Annotated in this window: 18 protein-coding genes; 11 read left to right on the forward strand and 7 right to left on the reverse strand. The window is 41.0% G+C overall.

What is annotated here, in order from left to right:
• The first annotated feature begins 1 nt into the window (after position 1).
• Positions 2-967, forward strand: coding sequence for an N-acetylmuramoyl-L-alanine amidase family protein (locus ATE34_RS05305; RefSeq protein WP_084911258.1), 966 nt, complete (start codon positions 2-4; stop codon positions 965-967).
• 89 nt (positions 968-1,056) lie between these two features.
• Here ATE34_RS05305 and ATE34_RS05310 read toward each other — a convergent pair whose 3' ends face one another.
• The 4 genes from ATE34_RS05310 to ATE34_RS05320 form a co-directional block, all read right to left on the reverse strand.
• Entirely contained in the window at positions 1,057-1,236 is a 180-nt protein-coding gene (locus ATE34_RS05310; RefSeq protein WP_070479365.1) for a helix-turn-helix domain-containing protein, read from the reverse strand.
• A gap of 142 nt (positions 1,237-1,378) precedes the next feature.
• Positions 1,379-1,528, reverse strand: a complete 150-nt coding sequence (locus ATE34_RS11070) for a hypothetical protein (protein WP_173390505.1) — start codon at positions 1,526-1,528, stop codon at positions 1,379-1,381.
• A 264-nt stretch (positions 1,529-1,792) separates the two neighbouring features.
• Positions 1,793-2,671 carry an AraC family transcriptional regulator gene (locus tag ATE34_RS05315; RefSeq protein WP_084911259.1) on the reverse strand — a complete coding sequence of 293 codons (879 nt, stop codon included), beginning with the start codon at positions 2,669-2,671 and terminating at the stop codon, positions 1,793-1,795.
• Between the two features lie 75 nt (positions 2,672-2,746).
• Positions 2,747-3,946 carry an L-lactate MFS transporter gene (locus tag ATE34_RS05320; protein WP_084911260.1) on the reverse strand — a complete coding sequence of 400 codons (1,200 nt, stop codon included), beginning with the start codon at positions 3,944-3,946 and terminating at the stop codon, positions 2,747-2,749.
• Between the two features lie 218 nt (positions 3,947-4,164).
• Between ATE34_RS05320 and ATE34_RS05325 the strand changes: the two genes are divergently transcribed.
• From ATE34_RS05325 to ATE34_RS05365, 9 genes are all read left to right on the forward strand, one after another.
• Positions 4,165-4,773 (forward strand): NADPH-dependent FMN reductase, encoded by a 609-nt coding sequence (locus tag ATE34_RS05325; protein WP_084911261.1) that lies wholly within the window; start codon positions 4,165-4,167, stop codon positions 4,771-4,773.
• A gap of 25 nt (positions 4,774-4,798) precedes the next feature.
• Positions 4,799-7,210, forward strand: coding sequence for a flavocytochrome c (locus tag ATE34_RS05330; RefSeq protein ID WP_084911262.1), 2,412 nt, complete (start codon positions 4,799-4,801; stop codon positions 7,208-7,210).
• Positions 7,211-7,497: 287 nt separating this feature from the next.
• Entirely contained in the window at positions 7,498-8,496 is a 999-nt protein-coding gene (ruvB, locus tag ATE34_RS05335; RefSeq protein WP_083321214.1) for a Holliday junction branch migration DNA helicase RuvB, read from the forward strand.
• Positions 8,477-9,049, forward strand: coding sequence for a nucleotidyltransferase family protein (locus tag ATE34_RS05340; RefSeq protein ID WP_084911263.1), 573 nt, complete (start codon positions 8,477-8,479; stop codon positions 9,047-9,049). The genes ruvB and ATE34_RS05340 overlap by 20 nt, the downstream gene beginning before the upstream one ends.
• Positions 9,050-9,269: 220 nt before the next feature.
• Positions 9,270-10,028, forward strand: coding sequence for an isoprenyl transferase (locus tag ATE34_RS05345; protein WP_084911264.1), 759 nt, complete (start codon positions 9,270-9,272; stop codon positions 10,026-10,028).
• An 8-nt stretch (positions 10,029-10,036) separates the two neighbouring features.
• Positions 10,037-10,840 (forward strand): phosphatidate cytidylyltransferase, encoded by an 804-nt coding sequence (locus ATE34_RS05350; RefSeq protein WP_084911265.1) that lies wholly within the window; start codon positions 10,037-10,039, stop codon positions 10,838-10,840.
• Between the two features lie 15 nt (positions 10,841-10,855).
• A complete protein-coding gene (gene rseP, locus ATE34_RS05355) occupies positions 10,856-12,112 on the forward strand; it encodes an RIP metalloprotease RseP (RefSeq protein ID WP_084911266.1) in 1,257 nt (418 codons plus the stop codon).
• 16 nt (positions 12,113-12,128) lie between these two features.
• Positions 12,129-13,982: a proline--tRNA ligase gene (locus tag ATE34_RS05360; RefSeq protein ID WP_061598829.1), complete on the forward strand. Its 1,854-nt coding sequence runs from the start codon at positions 12,129-12,131 to the stop codon at positions 13,980-13,982.
• Positions 13,983-14,089: 107 nt separating this feature from the next.
• Positions 14,090-15,469 (forward strand): glycoside hydrolase family 1 protein, encoded by a 1,380-nt coding sequence (locus ATE34_RS05365; protein ID WP_061598827.1) that lies wholly within the window; start codon positions 14,090-14,092, stop codon positions 15,467-15,469.
• A 38-nt stretch (positions 15,470-15,507) separates the two neighbouring features.
• Here ATE34_RS05365 and ATE34_RS05370 read toward each other — a convergent pair whose 3' ends face one another.
• Positions 15,508-15,921 carry an EamA family transporter gene (locus ATE34_RS05370; protein ID WP_049500700.1) on the reverse strand — a complete coding sequence of 138 codons (414 nt, stop codon included), beginning with the start codon at positions 15,919-15,921 and terminating at the stop codon, positions 15,508-15,510.
• Between the two features lie 215 nt (positions 15,922-16,136).
• Here ATE34_RS05370 and glmS point away from each other — a divergent pair, with 215 nt between their 5' ends.
• Positions 16,137-17,945, forward strand: a complete 1,809-nt coding sequence (gene glmS / locus ATE34_RS05375; RefSeq protein WP_084911267.1) for a glutamine--fructose-6-phosphate transaminase (isomerizing) — start codon at positions 16,137-16,139, stop codon at positions 17,943-17,945.
• A 361-nt stretch (positions 17,946-18,306) separates the two neighbouring features.
• On the opposite strand, the gene ATE34_RS05380 is transcribed toward glmS, so the two are convergent.
• Both ATE34_RS05380 and ATE34_RS05385 read right to left on the reverse strand, forming a co-directional pair.
• Positions 18,307-21,045, reverse strand: coding sequence for a DEAD/DEAH box helicase family protein (locus tag ATE34_RS05380; protein WP_084911268.1), 2,739 nt, complete (start codon positions 21,043-21,045; stop codon positions 18,307-18,309).
• Positions 21,045-22,982 carry a site-specific DNA-methyltransferase gene (locus tag ATE34_RS05385; protein WP_084911269.1) on the reverse strand — a complete coding sequence of 646 codons (1,938 nt, stop codon included), beginning with the start codon at positions 22,980-22,982 and terminating at the stop codon, positions 21,045-21,047. The genes ATE34_RS05380 and ATE34_RS05385 overlap by 1 nt, the downstream gene beginning before the upstream one ends.
• Positions 22,983-23,181: the final 199 nt, after the last annotated feature.

The raw sequence follows: 23,181 nt of genomic DNA on the forward strand, positions 1-23,181 counted from the left end.
CATGGATATTGATACAAGTAGATTAAGAACCGACCTTCCACAGGTTGGAGAACAACCATACAGACAAATTCATGCACATTCAACAGGAAATCCAAGTTCAACTGCTCAAAATGAAGCAGACTACCACATGCGCCGCCCTGTAGATTCAGGTTTTTTCTCGCACGTTGTCGGTAACGGCCGTGTGATGCAGACCTGGTATACAGGTATGGGGGCTTACGACGTAGGAGGTGGCTGGAACGTTGAAGGATACGGCCAAGTTGAGCTTATTGAAAGTCATGAAACAAAGGAAGAATTCATGCGTGATTACAAGCTCTATGTTGAGCTTCTGCGGAACCTTGCAGACGAAGCTGGAATTCCGAAAACACTTGACTCTGACAGTCTAGCTGGGATTAAGACGCACCAATACTGTACTTATAACCAGCCTCGAAACTACTCTGACCATGTGGATCCGTATCCTTATCTGGCCAAATGGGGTATTAGTCGTGAGCAATTCAAGAAAGACATTGAAGGCGGTCTTTCTGAATCTGGTTGGAAACAAAATGGCACTGGCTGGTGGTGGGAGGAGTCAGATGGCTCTTATCCTACAAACCGCTGGAAACAAATCAACAACGAATGGTTCTACTTTGATGACCGCGGCTATTGCTTAATTAACCGTTGGTTCAATGATGGAAAAGATTGGTTCTATCTTGATAAACGTGGGGCAATGGTTACAGGCTGGATGTTTCTTAACAATCGTTGGTATTTCTTCAAGTCGGACGGGCGTATGGCTACTGGCTGGGTAAAATACCGAGAAACTTGGTATTTTATGGAAGAAAAAGATGGTTATATGCTATCTAAACAGTTCATTAAGTCAGGCGATGGCTGGTACTATTTGAAGGCGAACGGTGAACTTCACACAGACCCAGCCTTCAAAACCGAACCAGATGGGCTTATCACTATAGTTGATAAACCAAAAGAAGAAAAATAAAAACAGAAAGGACTTTCAAATTAGATTACACCAACCGCAGGCAATAGCTTGCGGTTTTTTGTTTGCAATAATAAAAGCAGTGACCGAAATCACTGCTTATCAGCTATAGCAAATTCATAGAGCTTTTCTGCCGTTAGAAGCGCCATTTTGTCCATGCTTGTTTTTCCTTTTCTGAGGTCAGAAACAGTAGTCCAAGGAACTCCAGCGCCTTGCGAAATAGCAGATGTAGACATCGGGCTGTCTAATAATTCTTGAATAATTTTTCTCATACTTATTTGTCCTTTTTATTTTTTAGATAAATATATACATTGACTACAATTATAAAAATAGCTATTGCACTAACCATTGCTTTTCCTCTTTTCATTTGATAAAATAGAGGTGTGAGGGGCTTTCGCCCCCACCTCTTAGCGTTTACCTTTTTCTTTTGCGGGATTCGGGTTTACGCTTTTTGTTTTGCCTTGCGACTGTTATTGCAGTCACCAGACTTGCTATAGCAGTTACCGTTTCAGGGATATTATCTATCGCCTTTTCAAGTAACCTAAGCCAATCTTCTTTGTTCAACTCCCTCACCTCCTTTCCTTATCTTGATTATATTATATCACGGTACACCGAGAAAGTCAAGCGTTTTGATGAAGTTTTTTTAAATTTCTTCAAAAAAAATAGACCTTGTCCAGAGGTCGGGGAGTTGGAGGGGACACCCTCCAAAAGCATTGATTTAATAAGATTTTATTTTACCTTTTTCATAATAATCTCCCTAAAGAGGCCACCCAATCAGGTGGCTTTTTTGTTTGAAAAAACTCCTTAGAAAAGACTAAGGAGAAAGAATCATGTTTTCTTTTTAAGTTGTTGATTTCGATACTGTCTAGGTGTTAAGTGATAGTGCTGCTTAAATTGACGGTTGAAGTTTGAAAGGTTGGTGAAACCGACTTGGCTTGCAATTTCTTGAATGCTGAGGTTGGTTTGGACGAGTTTCTCACAGGATTTTTCAAGACGTAACTGGAGCAGGTAGTCCATACAACTGGCTCCAGTATGTTGCTTGAAAATACTCATAAAGTGATTTTTACTATATCCAAATGTTGCAGCTAGTTGCTCGATATGAATGGGTTCTGAGTAGTGCTGTTCAAGGTAGCAAATCACTTCTTTTAGTTTTTGGTATTTTTGGTAGGTATCATCTGTATAGTGTCGATTGACATATCGATACTTAAAGAGAAGATGAAGCAATTCGTATAGTTTAGATTTTATGAGTAGGTCGTAGTATACGCCTTTTTCTTCAAGTATAGAAAAGAGGGAAAGAAGGCAGGATTGAATTTGATCATAGGCTTTATCGCCTGGTGATATTTGAGGAGTGAGGCAAAAGTGACCAGAGTGGAGGGGTTGGATATAGCGTTGGCTAAAGCTGTCAATTTGACTTCTACCTAGGAAATCTAAATGGATACGAAAAACTGCTGAAATTTGTTCTTGATTTTCAATAGGGTAGATAGCGTGAGGAGACGTTGGCTGAATTAGGAAAATATCACCTTCATGACTTTCAAAACGCTCAGAGTTGATATAGAAGGTAGCAGTTCCTTTTTTGACATAGATTATCTCGAGTTCAGGATGCCAATGGTAAATTGTATTAGAAGATTGCTTGGACAGGATTTGTTTTTCAAAATCATATGGGAAGTCAGATGGGTTATCTCGTAAGAAATGTGAACGGTCTGCCATGGTAAATCCTCCCAATATACTATTACTACTTTTATTATACCAAAAAAACTTCCTTATATAGGAAGTTCTCTTTTTTTAGCCTTTTTTCTTCATATAGAGGAGGTTCAGGAGAAGCCCAACAGCTGAGAGAGCAATAGCCACATAAAAAGCTACACTATAATTTCCATCATTAGCCATTGCCATTTGAACAGCGACTTTGGGAGCGAAAAATGCTGCTAAAGAATATCCAGTGAAGACGATACCGTAGTTGACTCCTTGATTTGCAGGACCGTAATTTTCCATGACGATAGATGGGAAGACCCCCATAACACCACCAAAGCAGATACCAAGCCCAATAATTCCTAAGGTAAACCCGAATTGACCAGGAACGATAGTTAGGGAGAATAAAGCTAGGACAATGACAGAATAGATAATCAATAGGGTCTTTGAACGGCCAATTTTATCAGAAAGTGACCCCCAGATAAAACGGCCACTAGAGTTTGCGATTGAATAAAGAGAGACATAGAGAGCTGCAGTGCCTGCAGAGAGTCCAAACATTGATTGACCGATTGGTGATGCTTGAGAGGCAATCATCAAACCAGAAAAGGCGCCAACAAAGAACATGCTAATGATAATGTAAAACAGAGGACTTTGTAGCATTTGTTTCCAGTTTTTATTAGTAGGTCCTTGCTTAGTTTGTACTGGAGCTTTCCAGCCTGCTGGTTGGTAGCCACTTGGAGCTGCCTTGATAAAGAAAATTGCACAGATGATAACAACAATATAGACTAGCCCAATTGTACGAAAAGCAAAGAAGGCATCTTGTTTTTGAATGAGATTGCTTGCGACTGGAGAAGCGATGACTGCGGCAAATCCCATGCCACCTGTCAGAATTCCAGAGGCTAAGCCACGTTTATCAGGGAAGAGACGAAGTGAATTGGAGAGGGCACCTGAATAGGCAAAACCTTGACCAAGCCCGGCCATTAATCCATAGGTCAAATAGAGCATGGCTGGTGAATTGGCATAGCCGGTTAAGTAAAATCCGCTAGCAAATAGGAGAGCGCCGAGGGCGATGGTCCATTTTACATAACCTTTGTCAACTAAATAACCTCCAAGAATCATGGGGATAGGGCCGATTGCAGAGTTGATAGCAAATGCTAACATAATATCAGACATGGACCAGCCTGTTGAACTGCTAAGTGGTCCGGCAAAAACAGAAAAGGAATAGACGGCACCTGTGCAAAGAAGAATGGCTGTAGACGCGACTAAAATCCTCCAACGATTGAATGTCTCTTTCATAAAAACATCCTCCTTAAATGTATATTTTTTCACCAAGACTATATCATAGTTAAGGAAGCCGGTCAATAGTTTATGAAGATATTTTGTTAATTTTTTCACGAACTTGTACTAAAGTACGATAATCTGATAGAATAACACGGTCTTTATTATCAAGGATTTACAAGATTTTCTAAAGTAGTATAATGAAAGTAGATTAAATAAATGAAAGGGGTACCAAGATGAAACTAGTTGCTATCGTTGGAACCAATTCAGATCGCTCAACCAATCGGAAACTCTTGAAATTTATGCAAAAGCACTTTTCGGATAAGGCCGACATTGAGGTATTGGAAATCAAACAATTGCCAGCATTTAACGAACCTGAGGACAAGCAAGCGCCAGCTGAAGTTCAAGCTTTTTCAGAAAAAATTCTTGCCGCAGATGGTGTGATTATTTCAACCCCTGAGTACGACCACACGATACCAGCACCTTTGGCCTCTGCTTTGGAGTGGATTGCTTATACCAGTCGTGCCTTAATCAATAAACCAACGATGATTGTCGGTGCTTCTCTCGGTTTGCTAGGAACATCTAGAGCGCAGGCACATTTACGTCAGATTTTAGATGCGCCGGAGCTTAAAGCAAGAGTTATGCCTGGTACAGAGTTCTTTCTAGGTCATTCTGAGCAAGTCCTAGATGATGAGTGTCATTTGAACAATCCTGAAAAGGTTGCAGAACTAGAAGATCATTTTTCAGAGTTTCAAAATTTTGTTGAACTAACAAAAGCTTTAGTAAAACCAGAAGATACAAATCGTAAGAAATCTTTCATTTGGGAAGAATGGTTGAAAGCATAAGTATTTCAAGAAAGGAGAACAATCCATGAAATTAGTAGCTATTGTTGGGACTAATGCAAAAAAATCCTATAATCGCAACCTCTTGCAATTTATGAAAAGACATTTTGCTCAGAAAGCGGATATTGAGATTTTAGAGATAACAGATGTACCAATGTTCAATGAAACAGATGATCAAACAGATACACCTATTATTCAGAAATTTAATCAAGCTATTTCAGAAGCTGATGGTGTCATTATCTCGACACCCGAGCACAATCATACGATTCCATCAAGTTTGAATAGCTTGCTCGAGTGGTTGTCTTTTAACATTCATCCACTAGACGGAAAGCCGACAATGATTGTAGGAGCTTCCTACGATATTCAAGGTTCTTCACGTGCCCAACTTCATCTTCGCCAGATTTTGGATGCTCCTGGGGTAAATGCAACAGTTATGCCAGGTAGTGAGTTTTTACTTGGTCGAGCTCATCGAGCATTTGATGATAATGGAGATTTGATTGAGGAGCGAACCGTTGATTTCCTAGATAGTTGTTTTTATCGCTTCCTTCGCTTTGTATCTGTTGCAAACCAACTAAACCTTCCTGAAGAAGTCCGCTTTGAACCGGGGACTTACCATGTTACAACTGAAGGCCATAATGGTAAATTGCCGATGGATGTAACGGTTTCTGAGGACCGTATTGAAAAAATTGAAATCGATTCTTCTGGAGAATCTTCAGGAATCGCAGATGTCGTCTTTACCCGTATTCCAGCAGAAATCATTGAGGGACAAACCTTAAACGTTGATGCGGTGTCAGGAGCTTCTGTGACTTCAAATGGTGTCTTGGACGGGGTTGCTCGCGCAGTCAAACAAGCTGGTGCAAATCCAGATGTTTTACGCAAACGTTCCAAAGCGCCATCCGCCTTAGATAAAGAAGATAAGACCTATCAGGCAGACGTTGTCATCGTCGGAGGTGGAGGAGCTGGTTTAGCTGCGGCTGCTGCAGTCTTACAAGCGGGTAAGAAACCAATTGTGATAGAGAAATTCCCAGCAATTGGAGGAAATACTGTTCGTGCAGGTGGTCCAATGAATGCACCAGATCCAGCATGGCAAGGAACCTTCGCAGCTCATCCAGGTGAGGCACATACGCTTCAAGAATTGATTGCGACAGATGAATCAACGATTGACCCAGAATATTTAGAGGACTTTAGAGCCTTGAAAGTTGAGGTTGAACAGTATTTGCAGGACCCAAGCTATTTGTTTGACTCTACCTTGCTCTATCGTATCCAAACCTATATCGGTGGAAAACGAAAAGATTTGCAAGGAAATGAAATTCATGGTCAATACGATTTAGTATCTGTTTTAACCGAACGAGCCCTAGAGTCTGTTCGTTGGTTGGAAGACATCGGTGTTGAATTTGTTCGTAGTGAAGTGACAATGCCAGTTGGAGCCCTTTGGCGTCGTGGCCATAAGCCGGTTCAACCAATGGGGTATGCCTTTATATCAGTCCTACAAAAATATGTTCTAGAACATGGTGGCAAGATTTTGACAGATTCTCCAGTTAAAGAATTGCTTGTAAAAGATGGGGCTGTCAAGGGTGTCAGAGCAGAAGGTCGAAACGGTCAAACCATCATTGTCAATGCAGATGCCGTTGTTCTAGCTTCTGGAGGATTTGGTGCCAATACCAAGATGCTACAAAAATACAATACCTACTGGACTGAAATTGCAGATGATATTGCCACATCTAATACACCAGCTGTAACAGGGGATGGTATTCTTTTAGGTCAAAGTGTAGGTGCAGATTTGGTGGGTATGGGCTTTAGTCAAATGATGCCAGTATCCGATCCAGTGACAGGAGCTCTCTTCTCAGGACTTCAAGTTCCTCCAGCTAACTTCATCATGGTAAATACTCAAGGGAAGCGATTTGTAGATGAGTACGGTAGCCGAGACAAGCTATCTCAAGCGGCGATTGATAATGGTGGCTTGTTCTACTTGATTGCGGATGACCGCATCAAGGAAACTGCCTACAACACTAGCCAAGAAAAAATCGATGCCCAAGTCAAGGCAGGAACTCTCTATCGTGCAGATACGATAGAAGAGTTGGCGGTTCAGATTGGTATGGATCCACAAGTTCTAGTGGAAACGATTAAGAATTACAATTCTTATGTAGATGCAGGTTTTGATCCTGAATTTAATAAAGGTAGTTTTGATCTCAAGTGTGAGGTTGCGCCATTTTACGCAACACCGAGAAAACCGGCCGTTCACCATACAATGGGTGGACTCAAGATTGATACTTCAACACACGTTTTGAACGAAAAAGGTCAGATTATTCCTGGTTTGTATGCTGCCGGAGAAGTCGCAGGTGGACTCCATGCAGGTAACCGTCTAGGAGGAAATTCGCTTACGGATATCTTTACTTTTGGACGTATTGCAGGTCAAACAGCTGTTCAAGAAAATTGTTAGTAATGGATTTAAAAATTAAGGGAATTTTAAGTCTCCTTGTGTATTATATAATCATTAAATAAAGACCTCCTAATACTCTTCGAAAATCTCATCAACCTTCGTTAGAGTCGACTTAGCTAACCATAGTTATGCTTGCGTCTATCTGCCTAGTCTGATTTCGATTTTCATTGAGTACCCTTTATTTAATGAAATCCTAAACTTTTCTTTTTCATAATAATCTCCCTAAAGAAGCCACCCAATCAGGTGGCTTTTTTGTTTGTGGTTTGGATTTTTGATATAATAGAGCCATGAGTAGAATTTTAGATAATGAAATCATGGGGGATGAGGAGTTGGTAGAACGTACCCTCCGTCCTCAGTATTTACGTGAATATATTGGGCAGGACAAGGTCAAGGACCAGCTGCAAATCTTTATCGAAGCTGCCAAAATGCGGGATGAAGCACTGGACCATGTACTCTTATTTGGGCCTCCAGGTTTGGGGAAAACGACCATGGCCTTTGTTATTGCCAATGAACTGGGAGTCAATCTCAAGCAAACGTCTGGTCCTGTCATTGAAAAAGCGGGTGATCTGGTAGCGATTTTGAATGATTTGGAGCCTGGAGACGTTCTCTTTATTGACGAGATTCATCGTCTGCCCATGTCGGTGGAAGAGGTGCTTTATAGTGCCATGGAGGACTTCTACATTGACATCATGATTGGGGCTGGTGAGGGCAGTCGCAGTGTCCATTTAGACTTGCCACCTTTTACCTTGATTGGTGCAACGACACGTGCGGGGATGCTCTCAAATCCTCTACGAGCACGTTTTGGTATTACAGGTCATATGGAATACTATGCCCACGCTGACTTGACGGAAATTGTTGAGCGGACGGCAGATATTTTTGAAATGGAAATCACTCATGAGGCAGCTTCGGAGTTGGCTTTACGTAGTCGTGGAACTCCTCGTATTGCCAATCGTCTCCTTAAGCGCGTGCGCGACTTTGCCCAGATTATGGGAGATGGTTTAATCGATGATGTGATTACGGATAAGGCCTTGACGATGCTGGACGTAGACCATGAAGGATTGGACTATGTGGACCAAAAAATTCTTCGTACCATGATTGAGATGTACGGTGGTGGTCCTGTCGGATTAGGAACTCTTTCTGTTAATATTGCCGAGGAGCGTGAGACGGTCGAAGATATGTACGAACCCTACCTCATCCAGAAAGGCTTTATCATGCGAACTCGTTCTGGACGGGTTGCAACAGCTAAGGCATATGAACATTTAGGGTATGAATACAATGAAAAATAAGCAAGAAATCCTAGATAGTGTTAGAAAAAATCCTGATATGATGGCTATTCTGATCATCATCCGTAACCTTGGATTGAAAGACTCTTGGTTGGCAGCGGGTTCTGTCAGAAATTTTATCTGGAATCTCTTGTCAGACCAATCGCCTTTTGACCGTGAAACAGATGTGGATGTGATTTTCTTTAATCCAGCTATCTCTTACGAAGATACGTTGTGTATAGAGTGCAAGCTGAAAGAGGACTTTCCCCAGTATCAGTGGGAGTTGAAAAATCAGGTCTATATGCACCAGCACAGTCCTCACACTTCACCCTATACCAGTTCTCGTGATGCTATGAGTAAATATCCCGAACGCTGTACGGCGGTAGGCCTTCGCTTGAATGAAGATTCCACATTAGAGCTCTTTGCCCCCTATGGTTTAGAGGATATTTTGAATTTTCAGGTTTCCCAAACTCCTCATTTCTTAGAGAATGAGGACCGGATGAAGCTCTATCAAGAGCGGTTGCTCAAGAAAAATTGGCAAGAAAAATGGAAAAATCTTACTTTCTCAAAAACTTAAGAAAAATTTAAGTTAGGGGCGGTATACTAAGTTCATAAGTTAAGAGAAACTTAACTTAAACTCCTAAAACTTTTTCATAATAATCTCCCTATAAAATAAAGTCGCCCAATCAGGCGGCTTATTTTTTGTTACTTACAAGTAATGATAGTAACTTAGCAATAGAAGAAAATAGGGAAGTATGGTATAATAAAACGATAGATTTTTGAATAGGAATAAGATCATGTTTGGATTTTTTAAGAAAGATAAAACTGCAGAAGTAGAGGTTCCAAGACAGGTTCCTAATCATATTGGCATCATCATGGATGGGAATGGCCGCTGGGCTAAGAGACGCATGCAACCACGGGTTTTCGGACACAAGGCAGGGATGGAATCTCTTCAAAAGGTGACCAAGGCAGCCAACAAACTGGGCGTTAAGGTTATTACGGTCTATGCTTTTTCAACGGAGAATTGGACACGTCCAGATCAGGAAGTCAAGTTTATCATGAACTTACCAGTCGAGTTTTATGATAACTATGTTCCTGAATTGCATGCAAATAATGTTAAAATTCAAATGATTGGGGAGACGGACCGTTTGCCTAGGCCGACTTTTGAAGCTTTGACAAGAGCAGAGGAATTGACTAAGAATAATACGGGTTTGATTCTTAATTTTGCCCTTAACTATGGTGGACGTGCTGAGATTACACAGGCTGTTAAGCTGATTTCTCAGGATGTATTAGATGCGAAAATCAATCCAGGTGATATCACAGAGGAATTGATTGGCAACTATCTCTTCACCCAACATTTGCCTAAGGATGTGCGAGATCCAGATTTGATTATTCGTACCAGTGGAGAATTACGCTTGAGCAATTTCCTTCCATGGCAGGGGGCGTATAGTGAGCTCTATTTTACGGATACCTTGTGGCCTGATTTTGACGAGGAAGCTTTACAGGAAGCAATTCTTGCCTATAATCGTCGTCATCGCCGATTTGGAGGAGTTTAGGAGAAAATATGACCAAGGATTTACAAGAGAGAACACTATTTGCTGGACTGGCTCTGCTTATCTTCCTTCCCGTCTTGTTTGTTGGCGGGCTCCTGTTGCAGATAGGGATTGGCTTGTTAGCAATGCTAGGTGTCCATGAGCTCCTTCACATGAAGGGACTAAAGACCATGACCATTGAGGGCACCTTGACCCTCCTTGCAACCTTTGCGCTTACAATCCCCTTAGAAAATTACCTAACTTTTTTGCCGGTTGATGGCAATGTAGTTGCCTACAGTGTTTTGATTACAATTATGTTAGGGACGACAGTTTTCAGTAAAAGCTATACGATTGAAGATGCTTCCTTTCCGATTGCTGTGAGTTTTTACGTTGGTTTTGGCTTCAATGCCTTACTAGATGCTCGTATAGCTGGATTTGATAAGGTTCTTCTGGCTCTCTTTATCGTTTGGGCGACAGATAGTGCAGCTTATCTGACGGGGGTGAATTTTGGCAAGCATAAGTTAGCCCCGAGAGTTTCTCCTAATAAGAGTATTGAGGGCTTTGTTGGGGGGATTCTAGGTGCGGTACTGATAACAGTACTCTTCATGCTAGTGGACAGTACAGTTGCTCTTCCCTATGGAATTTATAGGATGAGTCTTTTTGCTGCCTTCTTCAGTGTGGCAGGCCAGTTTGGTGACTTGATTGAGAGTGCCATGAAACGCCATTTCGGTGTCAAGGATTCTGGGAAATTTATCCCGGGGCATGGTGGAGTGTTGGATCGTTTTGACAGCATGTTGGTTGTGTTTCCAATGATGCACTTATTTGGCCTGTTTTAAAGAAAGGAAGATTGAATGATTGGATTGCTAACCTTTATCTTCGTTTTTGGGATTATAGTGGTGGTGCATGAGTTTGGACATTTTTACTTTGCCAAGAAATCAGGCATTCTAGTTCGTGAATTTGCTATTGGTATGGGGCCCAAGATTTTTTCCCATATCGGTAAGGATGGCACTGCTTATACCATTCGGATCCTTCCTCTAGGAGGCTATGTTCGTATGGCAGGCTGGGGTGATGATGCGACAGAAATCAAGACAGGAACTCCAGTCAGTTTAACACTTGCCGACGATGGTAAGGTCAAACGGATCAACCTCTCAGGGAAGAAACTGGATCAAACGGCTCTTCCTATGCAGGTAACTCAGTTTGACTTTGAAGACAAGCTCTTTATCAAGGGTTTGGTCTTGGAAGAAGAAAAGACTTTTGCAGTGGATCATGATGCGACGGTTGTTGAAGAAGACGGAACCGAAGTACGCATCGCTCCTCTGGATGTACAGTATCAAAATGCTTCTATCTGGGGTAAGCTTATCACCAACTTTGCAGGTCCTATGAATAACTTTATCTTAGGTGTTGTTGTTTTTTGGATCCTGATCTTTTTGCAAGGCGGTGTTAGAGATACTCAAACCAATCTCTTTCATGTCATGCCAGAGGGAGCTTTGGCTAAGGTAGGTGTAGCTGAGACCGCCCAAATTACCAAGATCGGCTCGCATGAGGTTAAGAATTGGCAAGACTTGACCCAGGCTGTGGAAGCAGATACCAAGGACAAGACCGCCCCGACCTTAGATGTGACCATTTCTGAAAATGGTAGCGAAAAACAAGTCACGGTGACTTCAGAAGAGAATCAAGGACGTTATATTCTCGGGGTTCAACCGGAAGTCAAGTCAGACTTTCTATCCATGTTTGTTGGTGGATTTACAACTGCTGCTGACTCAGGGCTCCGTATCCTTTCGGCTCTGAAAAACTTGATTTTCCATCCAGATTTGAACAAACTCGGTGGTCCCGTTGCTATTTTTAAGGCAAGTAGCGATGCTGCTAAAAATGGAATTGAGAATGTCCTTTACTTCTTAGCTATGATTTCCATCAATATCGGGATTTTTAACTTGATCCCTATCCCAGCTTTGGATGGTGGAAAGATTGTGCTCAATATCCTAGAGGCTATCCGCCGGAAACCCCTTAAACAAGAAATTGAAACCTATGTCACCATGGCTGGTGTAGTTATCATGGTTGCCTTGATGCTAGCTGTGACCTGGAATGACATTATGCGACTCTTCTTTTAGATAATCGAGGAATATTATGAAACAAAGTAAAATGCTAATCCCAACGCTTCGCGAAATGCCAAGTGATGCTCAAGTTATCAGCCATGCCCTTATGTTGCGTGCTGGCTATGTTCGTCAAGTTTCTGCCGGTGTTTATTCTTACCTACCACTTGCTAACCGTGTGATTGAAAAGGCTAAGAACATTATGCGCCAAGAGTTTGATAAGATTGGTGCGGTGGAGATGTTGGCTCCTGCCCTTCTCAGTGCCGATCTTTGGCGTGAATCAGGTCGTTATGAAACCTATGGTGAAGACCTTTATAAACTGAAAAACCGTGAAAAGTCGGACTTTATCCTAGGTCCAACACACGAAGAAACCTTCACAGCCATTGTTCGTGACTCTGTCAAGTCTTACAAGCAATTGCCACTTAACCTTTACCAAATTCAGCCTAAGTACCGTGATGAAAAACGTCCACGTAACGGACTTCTCCGTACGCGTGAATTTATCATGAAAGACGGCTATAGTTTCCATGCTAATTACGATAGTTTGGATGTGACTTATGACGAGTACAAGGCGGCCTACGAACGAATTTTCACTCGTAGTGGTTTGGATTTCAAGGCTATCATCGGTGACGGTGGTGCCATGGGTGGTAAGGATAGCCAAGAATTTATGGCCATCACTCCTGCTCGTACAGACCTTGACCGCTGGGTTGTCTTGGACAAGTCAGTTGCCTCATTTGATGAAATTCCTGCAGAAGTACAAGAAGAAATCAAGGTAGAATTGCTTAAATGGATGGTTTCTGGTGAAGACACCATTGCCTACTCAAGTGAGTCTAGCTATGCAGCTAACTTGGAAATGGCAACAAACGAGTACAAACCAAGCAACCGTGTTGTTACCGAAGAAGAAGTGACTCGAGTGGAAACTCCAGGTGTTAAATCCATCGATGAAGTGGCAGCCTTTCTTAACGTGCCAGAAGAGCAAACGATTAAAACCCTCTTCTACATGGCAGATGGTGAGCTTGTTGCAGCCCTTCTAGTTGGAAATGACCAACTCAACGAAGTCAAGTTGAAGAACCATTTGGGAGCAGATTTCTTTGATGTGGCTAGCGAGGAAGAAGTCGCAAGTGCCGTCCCAGCAGGCTTTGGTTCGCTTGGCCCAGTTGCTTTACCAGAAAATGTGAAAATCATTGCAGACCGTAAGGTGCAAGATGTTCGCAACGCTGTTGTAGGGGCTAACGAAGATGGCTACCACTTGACGGGTGTGAACCCAGGTCGTGATTTCACTGCAGAATATGTGGACATCCGCGAAGTTCGTGAGGGTGAAATTTCTCCAGACGGACAAGGTGTCCTAAACTTTGCGCGTGGTATCGAGATCGGTCACATCTTTAAACTCGGAACTCGCTACTCAGCAAGCATGGGTGCAGATGTTTTGAACGAGAATGGCCGTGCTGTGCCAATCATCATGGGCTGTTATGGTATCGGTGTTAGCCGCCTCCTCTCAGCCGTTATAGAGCAACACGCTCGCCTCTTTGTTAACAAAACGCCAAAAGGTGAATACCGTTATGCTTGGGGAGTTAACTTCCCTAAAGAATTGGCACCATTTGATGTGCATTTGATCACTGTCAATGTCAAAGATGAAGAAGCGCAAGCCTTAACAGAAAAACTTGAAGCAAGCTTGATGGAAGCTGGTTACGAAGTCTTGACAGATGACCGTAACGAACGTGTCGGAGTGAAGTTTAGCGATAGCGACTTGATTGGTCTTCCAATCCGCATCACTGTTGGGAAGAAAGCAGCTGATGGTATCGTAGAAGTTAAGATCAAGGCAACTGGTGACACAATTGAAGTTCACGCAGACAACTTGCTCGAAACCCTTGAAATCCTAAGCAAGAAATAAAAACTATAATCAGAAGAAAAACAAGGCAAAAATGTAACTAGTTTTTACCTTGTTTTTTCTGTATAATTGGAGTGAATAAATACATAATCAAGTTAAGAGGTATAATAATGTTAAAATTTCCAAAGGATTTTGTTTGGGGTTCCTCTACTTCTGGACCACAGACAGAAGGACGAGTGCTTGGTGATGGTAAAGGAGATAATCTCTGGGATTATTGGTATCAGGTGGAACCCAATCGCTACTACAATGGAATTGGACCTGATAAAACATCGACTTTCTATGAAAACTGGGAAAAGGACATTGAGCTTTTGGTAGAGACTGGGCATACAGCCTTCCGAACTTCTATCCAGTGGTCTCGTATTTTCCCACAGGGGCGTGGAGAGGTCAATCCGCAAGGGGTGGCTTTCTACCGTCAGGTCTTTGAAGCTATTAAGGCCAAGGGGATTCGTCTTTTAGTCAATCTCTATCACTTTGATTTGCCTTTTGTTCTTCAAGAAGCTGGTGATGGCTGGGAAAATAAGGCAACCGTCTCAGCTTATGAAGACTATGCTCGTTTTTGTTTTGAGACTTACGGTGACTTGGTGGACCAATGGATTACCTTTAATGAGCCTATCGTTCCTGTAGAATTTGGCTATTTTTACGATGCTCATTATCCACATAAGGTAGATGCCCAAGCAGCGGTTAAGGTTGCCTATCACACACAATTGGCTAGTAGTCTTGCGGTTAAGGCCTGTCATGAGATTTTGCCTGATTCTAAGATTGGGATTGTCTTAAACTTGACACCAGCCTATCCACGTAGTCAGCATCCTGCGGATGTCAAGGCTGCTCGCATTGCGGACCTCTTCCAAGCTCAATCTTTCCTAGATCCATCTGTTTTGGGGACTTATCCACAGGAGTTGGTAGAAATTTTGTCTGAGCATGATTTGCTGCCGGAGTACACTGTTGAAGAGTTAGAACTCATTCGCGAGCATACAGTGGACTTCCTTGGAGTTAACTATTACCAACCTTTGCGTGTTATGGCACCTCGTTTTGCCAAGCATCCAGACAGTCCGCTCTTGCCTGAACATTTCTATGAGCCTTATGTCATGCCAGGCCGTAAAATTAATCCACACCGTGGTTGGGAAATTTATGAGCAAGGGATTTACCATATCGCTCAAAATATCAAGGAAAACTATGGCAATATCGAGTGGATGTTGACCGAAAACGGCATGGGTGTTGAAGGCGAAGATAAATTCCGTGAGAATGGCATGATTCAGGACGACTATCGTATCGACTTTGTCAAAGGGCATCTTGCTGAGCTTCATCGCGCCATTGAAGACGGTGCTAACTGTAAAGGTTACTTAATTTGGACCTTTATCGATTGCTGGTCATGGCTCAATAGCTACAAGAACCGCTATGGTTTGGTTGAGCTTGATTTGGAAACGCAGGAACGTCGCCTGAAGAAATCAGGTCACTGGTTCAAAGAGCTCAGTGAAAATAATGGATTTTAAGAATAAAAAGAGTGAGATGGTGTTCATCTCACTTTTTATTACAATATCATCACCAAGGTTCCGATCGTAATCAGGATACAGCCAATAATTGTTTTAAACGTCAGGATATCCTGTAGAAAGAAAAAGGCTAGAACAAGGGTAATGACGAGACTGAATTTATCGACAGCAGATACCTCAGTCGCATTGCCCATCTGTAGGGCCTTGTAGTAGCAGAGCCAAGAAGCGCCAGTGGCTAAACCAGATAAGATGAGAAAGAGCCAACTTTTTCTACTGATGTTGACAATTTCGGTCTGACTATTGGTCAAGAAAACCATGGCCCAAGCCATAAGAATGACAACGACCGTACGAATAGCGGTTGCTAGATTGGATGGAACTCCCTCAATCCCAATCTTGGCTAAAATTGACGTTAAGGCTGCAAAGATAGCTGATAAAAGTGCGAAGAAAAACCACATGGCAAATACCTCCTCCCCTTATTATAAGTAATTGATGCCGACTTGTCAGGTATCAAGTGAAATCTTGATAAAATATCAGATAGAAAAACTATACCAATTTTTATTCTTGACAAGTGAGAAAAACAAGTATATACTGTCTTTGCTGATTCTGTAAAAGGGAAATCAGACTATACCAATTTAAGGAGAAAGCACAGCTGGTCTGTGTCGTATATACTATGTGTGGAATTGTCGGTGTTGTTGGAAACACAAATGCAACTGATATTTTGATTCAGGGGCTTGAAAAGCTCGAATACCGTGGTTATGATTCTGCGGGGATTTTTGTCCTAGGTGGTGCTGAAAATCATCTAGTCAAGGCTGTTGGTCGTATCGCAGAATTGTCTGCTAAAACAGCTGGTGTTGAGGGTACAACTGGTATCGGACATACGCGTTGGGCGACTCACGGAAAACCAACGGAGTACAATGCTCACCCACACCGCTCTGAGACTGGACGTTTTGTCTTGGTGCACAATGGGGTGATTGAGAACTACCTTGAAATAAAGGAAGAATACCTTGCAGGTCACCACTTCAAGGGGCAAACAGATACGGAAATCGCCGTTCACTTGATTGGAAAATTTGCTGAAGAAGATGGTCTCTCAGTTCTTGAAGCCTTCAAAAAAGCTCTTCACATCATCTGTGGTTCTTATGCCTTTGCCTTGGTTGATTCACAAGATCCTGAAGTCATCTACGTGGCTAAGAATAAATCACCACTTTTGATTGGTCTTGGAGATGGCTATAACATGGTCTGCTCAGATGCCATGGCTATGATTCGTGAAACCAACCAATACATGGAAATCCATGACCAAGAGTTGGTAATCGTCAAGGCTAATAGCGTTGAAGTGCAAGACTATGATGGCAATCGCCGTGAGCGTGCTAGCTATACTGCTGAGCTTGACTTGTCTGATATCGGTAAGGGAACTTATCCTTACTACATGCTCAAGGAAATCGATGAGCAACCGACAGTTATGCGTAAGTTGATCCAAGCTTACACAGATGAGGCTGGTCAAGTAGTCGTAGACCCGTCTATCATCAAGGCTGTTCAAGAGGCAGACCGTATCTACATCCTTGCAGCTGGGACATCTTACCACGCAGGATTTGCTTCTAAAAAGATGCTAGAAGAATTGACAGATACACCAGTTGAACTTGGTATCTCATCTGAGTGGGGCTATGGGATGCCACTTCTCAGCAAGAAACCACTCTTTATCTTTATCAGCCAGTCTGGTGAAACAGCTGACAGCCGTCAAGTTTTGGTTAAAGCTAATGAAATGGGCATTCCAAGCTTGACAGTGACAAACGTGCCAGGTTCAACTCTTTCTCGTGAAGCCAACCATACTATGCTTCTTCACGCGGGTCCTGAAATTGCCGTGGCATCAACCAAGGCCTACACCGCACAAATTGCAGCTCTTGCCTTTCTTGCAAAAGCAGTCGGAGAAGCAAACGGCAATGCCAAAGCCCAAGCCTTTGACCTGGTTCATGAGTTGTCAATCGTAGCTCAGTCTATCGAATCAACTCTTTCTGAGAAAGAAACCATTGATGCCAAGGTTCGAGAGCTTCTTGAAACAACTCGTAATGCTTTTTACATTGGACGTGGTCAAGACTACTATGTAGCCATGGAAGCAAGTCTCAAACTCAAAGAGATTTCTTACATCCAGTGTGAAGGCTTTGCGGCAGGAGAACTCAAGCATGGAACCATTGCCTTGATTGAAGAGGGAACGCCTGTCTTGGCCCTCTTGTCAGATCCAGTCCTTGCCAACCATACTCGTGGAAATATCCAAGAGGTTGCAGCCCGTGGTGCTAAGGTTCTCACTATCGCAGAAGAAAATGTTGCTAAAGAGACAGACGATATCGTCCTTACGACCGTTCACCCTTACCTCTCACCAATCTCAATGGTCGTACCAACGCAATTAGTCGCTTACTTTGCAACACTTCACCGTGGCCTTGATGTGGACAAACCACGTAACCTTGCTAAGTCAGTAACAGTAGAATAAACAAAGAAAGTCTAGTTGATCTAGGCTTTTTTGCTCTGTCTTGGTATCCTTGGGTAAGGAGGCACTGTATTAATGACTAAGTTATTTATCCTGAAAAGAAATCAAGTATTATTGCTATGCTAGTCTGGATCAGTCCCAAACTCGGAGGGAATCAAAAGAACAGAGAGAACGATTTTTGATAGTGCAGATAGAACTTCCATTCAGATGAAAGACTATGACAGCTACACACCGATTAATGGGGACTACAGTTTTGGTACAAGGGATAGAGCATACTTTCTAGGGAATATATACCAGCTTATACCAACTACAAGATAAAATAGCAAAAAGGCGATTATCCAAGCGGAAATCGTCTTTTTGATATTTAGAATAAGTCCAGCCTAATATTTCCACCAAAATGTGGTTTTTCAAGAGCTATCTGTGCTAATTGATTGAGTGTTTGCTTACTATTTTCTTGATTATAGAATTTAAGTCCTTTGATGATAACTCCATCAACTTCATCCTCGAAAATCAAATCTTCTTGATGGTCGTTGATGTATGAAAGGAGTTCCTCCTTCCATCTATCTTTTTCTGCCAATTGTTCACCTTTGGGTTCAATGAAGATTTGAAGATAGTAATCCTTATTTTGAAGAAGTAGGATAAAGTCTGGTTGAAATCCTGAAAAATTGATTTCCCGTGGATTCTCTTCAAATTGGTGCAATTTCAATCGTTCAACTTTATCTGTCCCCTTTAGCATGTTTTCGTCCATTCGAATGAGGAAAACATCACCGTATTGTTCTCTTAGTTCATCAATATGGTTGGCAATAGCATTAACTAGATTTTCTTCATTTCTATTGATTATAGCTGATTGATAAGCAAAAAAGTCAAATTTTTCAAAACTAATATTAGCTACTTTTTGTTCGATGAAGGAGCCACTATGTTTAGCTGTATCATAATTAGGTATTCGTTTGCGATAATCAACGAGATATTCTGTAATTGGATATCCGATAAAGCGGTTCGTACCTCTTGCTTTGCGATAACCTGCCTTTATTTTGGCAGCCAGTAGGTTAAAAAAGTTATCAACAATTTTCAGCTTTTCCATAGCGGAAAAATCTTCTACAATGGTTTCTTTTTCTGTTGTGACAGAGAGTGTAAGATTTTGCAAATCTAGCCAATTTTCGCCCCAAAAATCTTCAATGGACTTGAGATTTGGAAGATATCTTTTCAGATTTTCAAATCGGAAAAAGTTAGAGCGGCTAATTGATTTTTTAAAATAACGAATATCAACTCCCCTCAATTGGGACGTTTTTAACTCTATTGCTTCAGCTGAAAGGTAAGTTGTCTCATAGGTGGATTTAAAATAGGTTACATTGGCTAGCTTAGAAATTTCAATACCATATGCACGTAAATTCACATAGTGACTGTCAGGAATTTCCTCAGTTTCATTATAGTAAAGTTTACCTGCTTTAAAGATTTGGGTTTTCTTGAAAGAGGGTTTCAGTTTGATTTCAATTGGAGGATTTTTTTCATCAGTCCCAGTCGCAAGATTCATCTTGTCAAGTGATGCCATCAAATTCTTAATGTATTGTGGCTCATTAAGGGTATGGTAGTGTAGTGTTTCCAACAAAAGACTTGCTGTTTCATCTGATTCATCAAATCGTCTTTGGTAAGAAATCTTTTGATTTAAGGAGAAAGGATTGTATCGCGCCCCACGTCCGATCAACTGAGCCTCAGAATTGGTTGATTTAGCATCTCTTTTATCATTCATTTTTCCCAAGTTGCTAATACGAACGATATCGTAAAGATTGAGGACATCCCAACCTTCTGTTAATTTTGCTACGGCAAAGACTACACGATACAGATTATTGGGCGATTCAAGCGAATTGAGGGCTTGATACTGTCCTGTTTCTAGCAACCCTTTTGAGCCACTATCTGAATCATTTGCATTTAGAATTCTAGCTGGTGAAAAACCACGCTTAATTTCTCGAACAACAGTTGAAAGGTCATCCTTCTTGAGATAATACTGATAAGCTAGCTGTAGGGTATGGCTTTGCTCTTCTGATACACTTCTCAGTTGCGAAATAAGGAACGACCTTAAACTTTCCACAGTCAGACTATCAATCATCTCATTGAATAGCTTATTTGCTTCATAGGAAGCATCAATTTTATGTGATTTGAAAAGAATGACTGGTTTTATCTCAATCCCAAATTTTTCTAGAGCAAATTTGCGACGATATTCACTCAGAAGAACGGTGCTAAGCATGTTATCTTCGTTGGAATTCCCCGTCTGAATGCGTCTTACATTTTTTGAATATCGCTCTTTGATGTATGAATCCAAGGTATAACGGTAAATAATCTTATCTCGATATTTTTGATAAATGGTCTCATCGTCAAAATCAAGTGTTGCGGTAAATTCTAGCAAGAGATTATCAGCATGTGCGTGAAGAAGAGAAAGTAGGCATTTTTCCCATGAGATTTTTTCCAATTCTGCTTTATTTTTCTTTTTCGTAGAAGCAGAATAGTGATGGGCTTCATCCGCCAGAATAACCATTTTTGTCTTCTGGTAATCTTTTAATGACATGATATTTTCTGCCTGTGTGAAGAGGTCATTTGTCAATGTTTGAATTGAAACAAACTTAATATTAATTACATTTTTATTAGGAAAATCTGGAAATCTTCCTGAAATCTGGTTGATAAAGATATGTTCCCCATCAATTTCTAAGTTGGAATTGAAAAGAAACTTCGTAGATTGAGCACCCGTTAGATTATCAATGGTCTTACTCAGAACACCATTTGTATTCACTGTAAACAGAAAATTTTGATACCCTTTTTCTTTATAAAGATAGAGGATTAAACCAGCCATCAAATCAGTCTTTCCCGAACCAGTTGCCATATTGAACATCAGCTGTCTTGGTTTTCGAAACTTGAAAGTATCTGATGCTTGAGTGTAATGAAAATAGCGAATAGCTTCACTTTGATAAGAACGTGCTTCATGCTTGAGATTTTCTACAATATACTGTGGTAATTCCCAACCATGCTGTTCGTTCAAAATATCCATATCCAGCTGTTTCAATTCATCGAAGAGTTCAAAGATCAGTTCTTTTTTCTTTGCTTTTCTAACCATCAGTTCTCTCCATAAAAACTCTTATTGAAATCATAATCTGATTGGGATAATTGCAATTTAATGGTTTCATCATCAATTTCAGAGTAGTTGTGATAGAGCTGGTTTTTGTCAATAATCTTCACAAGAATTTTTTTCTGCATTTCAAAATCTTCATCCCAGATAGATTGGTCAACTTCTTGTAAATCCACTCTGAAATCAAAATCAAGTGTGGCTTTCATGTCGTCAAAGATAGCCTTTAATTCATCAGAATGTTTAGAGTTAAGAACAGCATCAATAAAGGTTGCATTTTTGTCCATTAATTCAGCATAAATGAATGAACCACCGCCAGACCAAGCAACATCTTGAGAAATGCCACCTTGTTCTCCATCAATAACTTTCTTTAATCTCTCTACCGCTACGGTTTCAATATAATCCATTTGTTCAATACCGATGTACTGACGATTCATCTTGTGAGCAACTGCTGCAGTAGTTCCCGAACCCATAAAGAAGTCAAGGACAATATCGTTTTCAGAAGTTACCGCTCTAATAAAAAATGCTAACAGACTTTCTGGTTTAGAGTATGAAAAGTCAAAACCTAATTCTTTCAAATGAGTTTTAGCATCTTCATTTGTGCCCACTCCAAAAATTTTTGATAGATAGCGTTCATCAATAAATTTTTCTGGGGCAACATTGCCTGCTTCTGCTTTTTGATATCGAATAGAAAACTTATCTGATTTAATAACAAAGTCTCCTCCTTTTGAAACTTCGTTATCAAGATAGTCTTGTCCCCATTTAAACTTACCCGTCAACCGAATAGCATTTTTATTTTTACCATTTTCAATTATTAAATCGTCCTCAAGAACTACTGACGATTTTTGCCCGGCAAAATAATGTCCATCTGGAATATTAAATCGAATAACTCCTGCTCTGAAGTTAAGTGTTCCAATAGAATTACTTGAATTTAATAATGGTGCGTCTCCATTTTCTGCATCCTTACCAATCCAACGAACACTTGGGTCTTTCTTCTTTTCATAAGCATGGATATATTCTACACCGCTACGACTTTTTTTCCCAAGTGAGTCAGCGTTATCAGTATTCCGCCAAATAAAAGTTTCAACAAAATCATTCTTCGCAAAAACATCATCCATCAACACTTTTAAATAGGCTTGACCATCTTCTGCCATAGAAACAAGCAACACTCCACCGTCATCCAATAAGTCTCTTGCAACTTCTAGTCTATTCTTCATAAACGTTAACCAAGTGGATAACTTAAAATTCGAATTATAAGAAAAGGTATCGGCGTCTTTTGTCCCCTCAAAATAATACGGTGGATCGATATAAATCAATTTCACCTTCTCTGCAAATCGTTTTTTCAAACTGTGGAGTGCTAACAGGTTGTTTCCCTTGATAATCAGGTTATCCGTATCCTTGATTTCTGATACAGGAGAAGAGCCATTTTTGTCATATTTCTTAGCATTTTTAAAAATCTTTTCATCAAGGAGGACATCAATCTCTTCTCTAGCAACTATCTCATTTAAAAAGGATTCTTCAGCATCTTCCCTTGAAACATCATCTTTAGTCATACCAGCTTTTAAGATACCATCTTTGTAGGGGAAATTTAGGACAACATCTGTTGTTTCATCTAGATAGCGATTATCTGCTGCTAATCCGATTTTGTTGGTGTAACGCGTGTAAGAGTTTGACCAATATTCATCAACTTCAAGCATTTGAATGATATCATTGATTTTCAAAATTGTCGCACCAGCAATATCCTCGGTAAATGCTTCATTTAGAATTGTATTTGTCAAAATCTTTTCAACCAACTCAGGTTTATAATTATCTAAATCTACTATAATAGCATCTTTTTTTAATAGTCCCTCAGCTACATACTGTTCATCAAAGCTTTCTACCACCTCTCGTAGGGCTTGTTGAATCGCTGTTTCGAATGCCTGATTCATACAAGTCCCTCACTTTCATACACAACAGAAAAGACCTTCTCACAAAAATGTGAAAAAGTCTGTTTTAGGGCTTGACAAAAAATACGCTTGATTACATAATCAGCGTGAGCTGTGAGCTGTGAGCTGTGAGCTGTGAGCTGTGAGCTGTGAGCTGTGAGCTGTGAGCTGTGAGCTGTGAGCTGTGAGCTGTGAGCTGTGA

Origin of the sequence: Streptococcus oralis subsp. tigurinus, from assembly GCF_002093545.1 — a bacterium.
GTDB lineage: Bacteria > Bacillota > Bacilli > Lactobacillales > Streptococcaceae > Streptococcus > Streptococcus oralis_C.

Bases quoted from the DNA above. Each gene is read 5' to 3' on its own strand.
- ATE34_RS05340 (WP_084911263.1), top strand. From the start codon at position 8,477: ATGAATACAATGAAAAATAAGCAAGAAATCCTAGATAGTGTTAGAAAA.
- ruvB (WP_083321214.1), top strand. From the start codon at position 7,498: ATGAGTAGAATTTTAGATAATGAAATCATGGGGGATGAGGAGTTGGTA.
- ATE34_RS05320 (WP_084911260.1), bottom strand. From the start codon at position 3,946: ATGAAAGAGACATTCAATCGTTGGAGGATTTTAGTCGCGTCTACAGCC.
- ATE34_RS05370 (WP_049500700.1), bottom strand. From the start codon at position 15,921: ATGTGGTTTTTCTTCGCACTTTTATCAGCTATCTTTGCAGCCTTAACG.
- ATE34_RS05350 (WP_084911265.1), top strand. From the start codon at position 10,037: ATGACCAAGGATTTACAAGAGAGAACACTATTTGCTGGACTGGCTCTG.
- ATE34_RS05365 (WP_061598827.1), top strand. From the start codon at position 14,090: ATGTTAAAATTTCCAAAGGATTTTGTTTGGGGTTCCTCTACTTCTGGA.
- ATE34_RS05315 (WP_084911259.1), bottom strand. From the start codon at position 2,671: ATGGCAGACCGTTCACATTTCTTACGAGATAACCCATCTGACTTCCCA.
- ATE34_RS05385 (WP_084911269.1), bottom strand. From the start codon at position 22,982: ATGAATCAGGCATTCGAAACAGCGATTCAACAAGCCCTACGAGAGGTG.
- ATE34_RS05305 (WP_084911258.1), top strand. From the start codon at position 2: ATGGATATTGATACAAGTAGATTAAGAACCGACCTTCCACAGGTTGGA.
- ATE34_RS05380 (WP_084911268.1), bottom strand. From the start codon at position 21,045: ATGGTTAGAAAAGCAAAGAAAAAAGAACTGATCTTTGAACTCTTCGAT.
- glmS (WP_084911267.1), top strand. From the start codon at position 16,137: ATGTGTGGAATTGTCGGTGTTGTTGGAAACACAAATGCAACTGATATT.
- ATE34_RS05330 (WP_084911262.1), top strand. From the start codon at position 4,799: ATGAAATTAGTAGCTATTGTTGGGACTAATGCAAAAAAATCCTATAAT.
- ATE34_RS05325 (WP_084911261.1), top strand. From the start codon at position 4,165: ATGAAACTAGTTGCTATCGTTGGAACCAATTCAGATCGCTCAACCAAT.
- ATE34_RS05360 (WP_061598829.1), top strand. From the start codon at position 12,129: ATGAAACAAAGTAAAATGCTAATCCCAACGCTTCGCGAAATGCCAAGT.
- ATE34_RS05345 (WP_084911264.1), top strand. From the start codon at position 9,270: ATGTTTGGATTTTTTAAGAAAGATAAAACTGCAGAAGTAGAGGTTCCA.
- ATE34_RS05310 (WP_070479365.1), bottom strand. From the start codon at position 1,236: ATGAGAAAAATTATTCAAGAATTATTAGACAGCCCGATGTCTACATCT.
- rseP (WP_084911266.1), top strand. From the start codon at position 10,856: ATGATTGGATTGCTAACCTTTATCTTCGTTTTTGGGATTATAGTGGTG.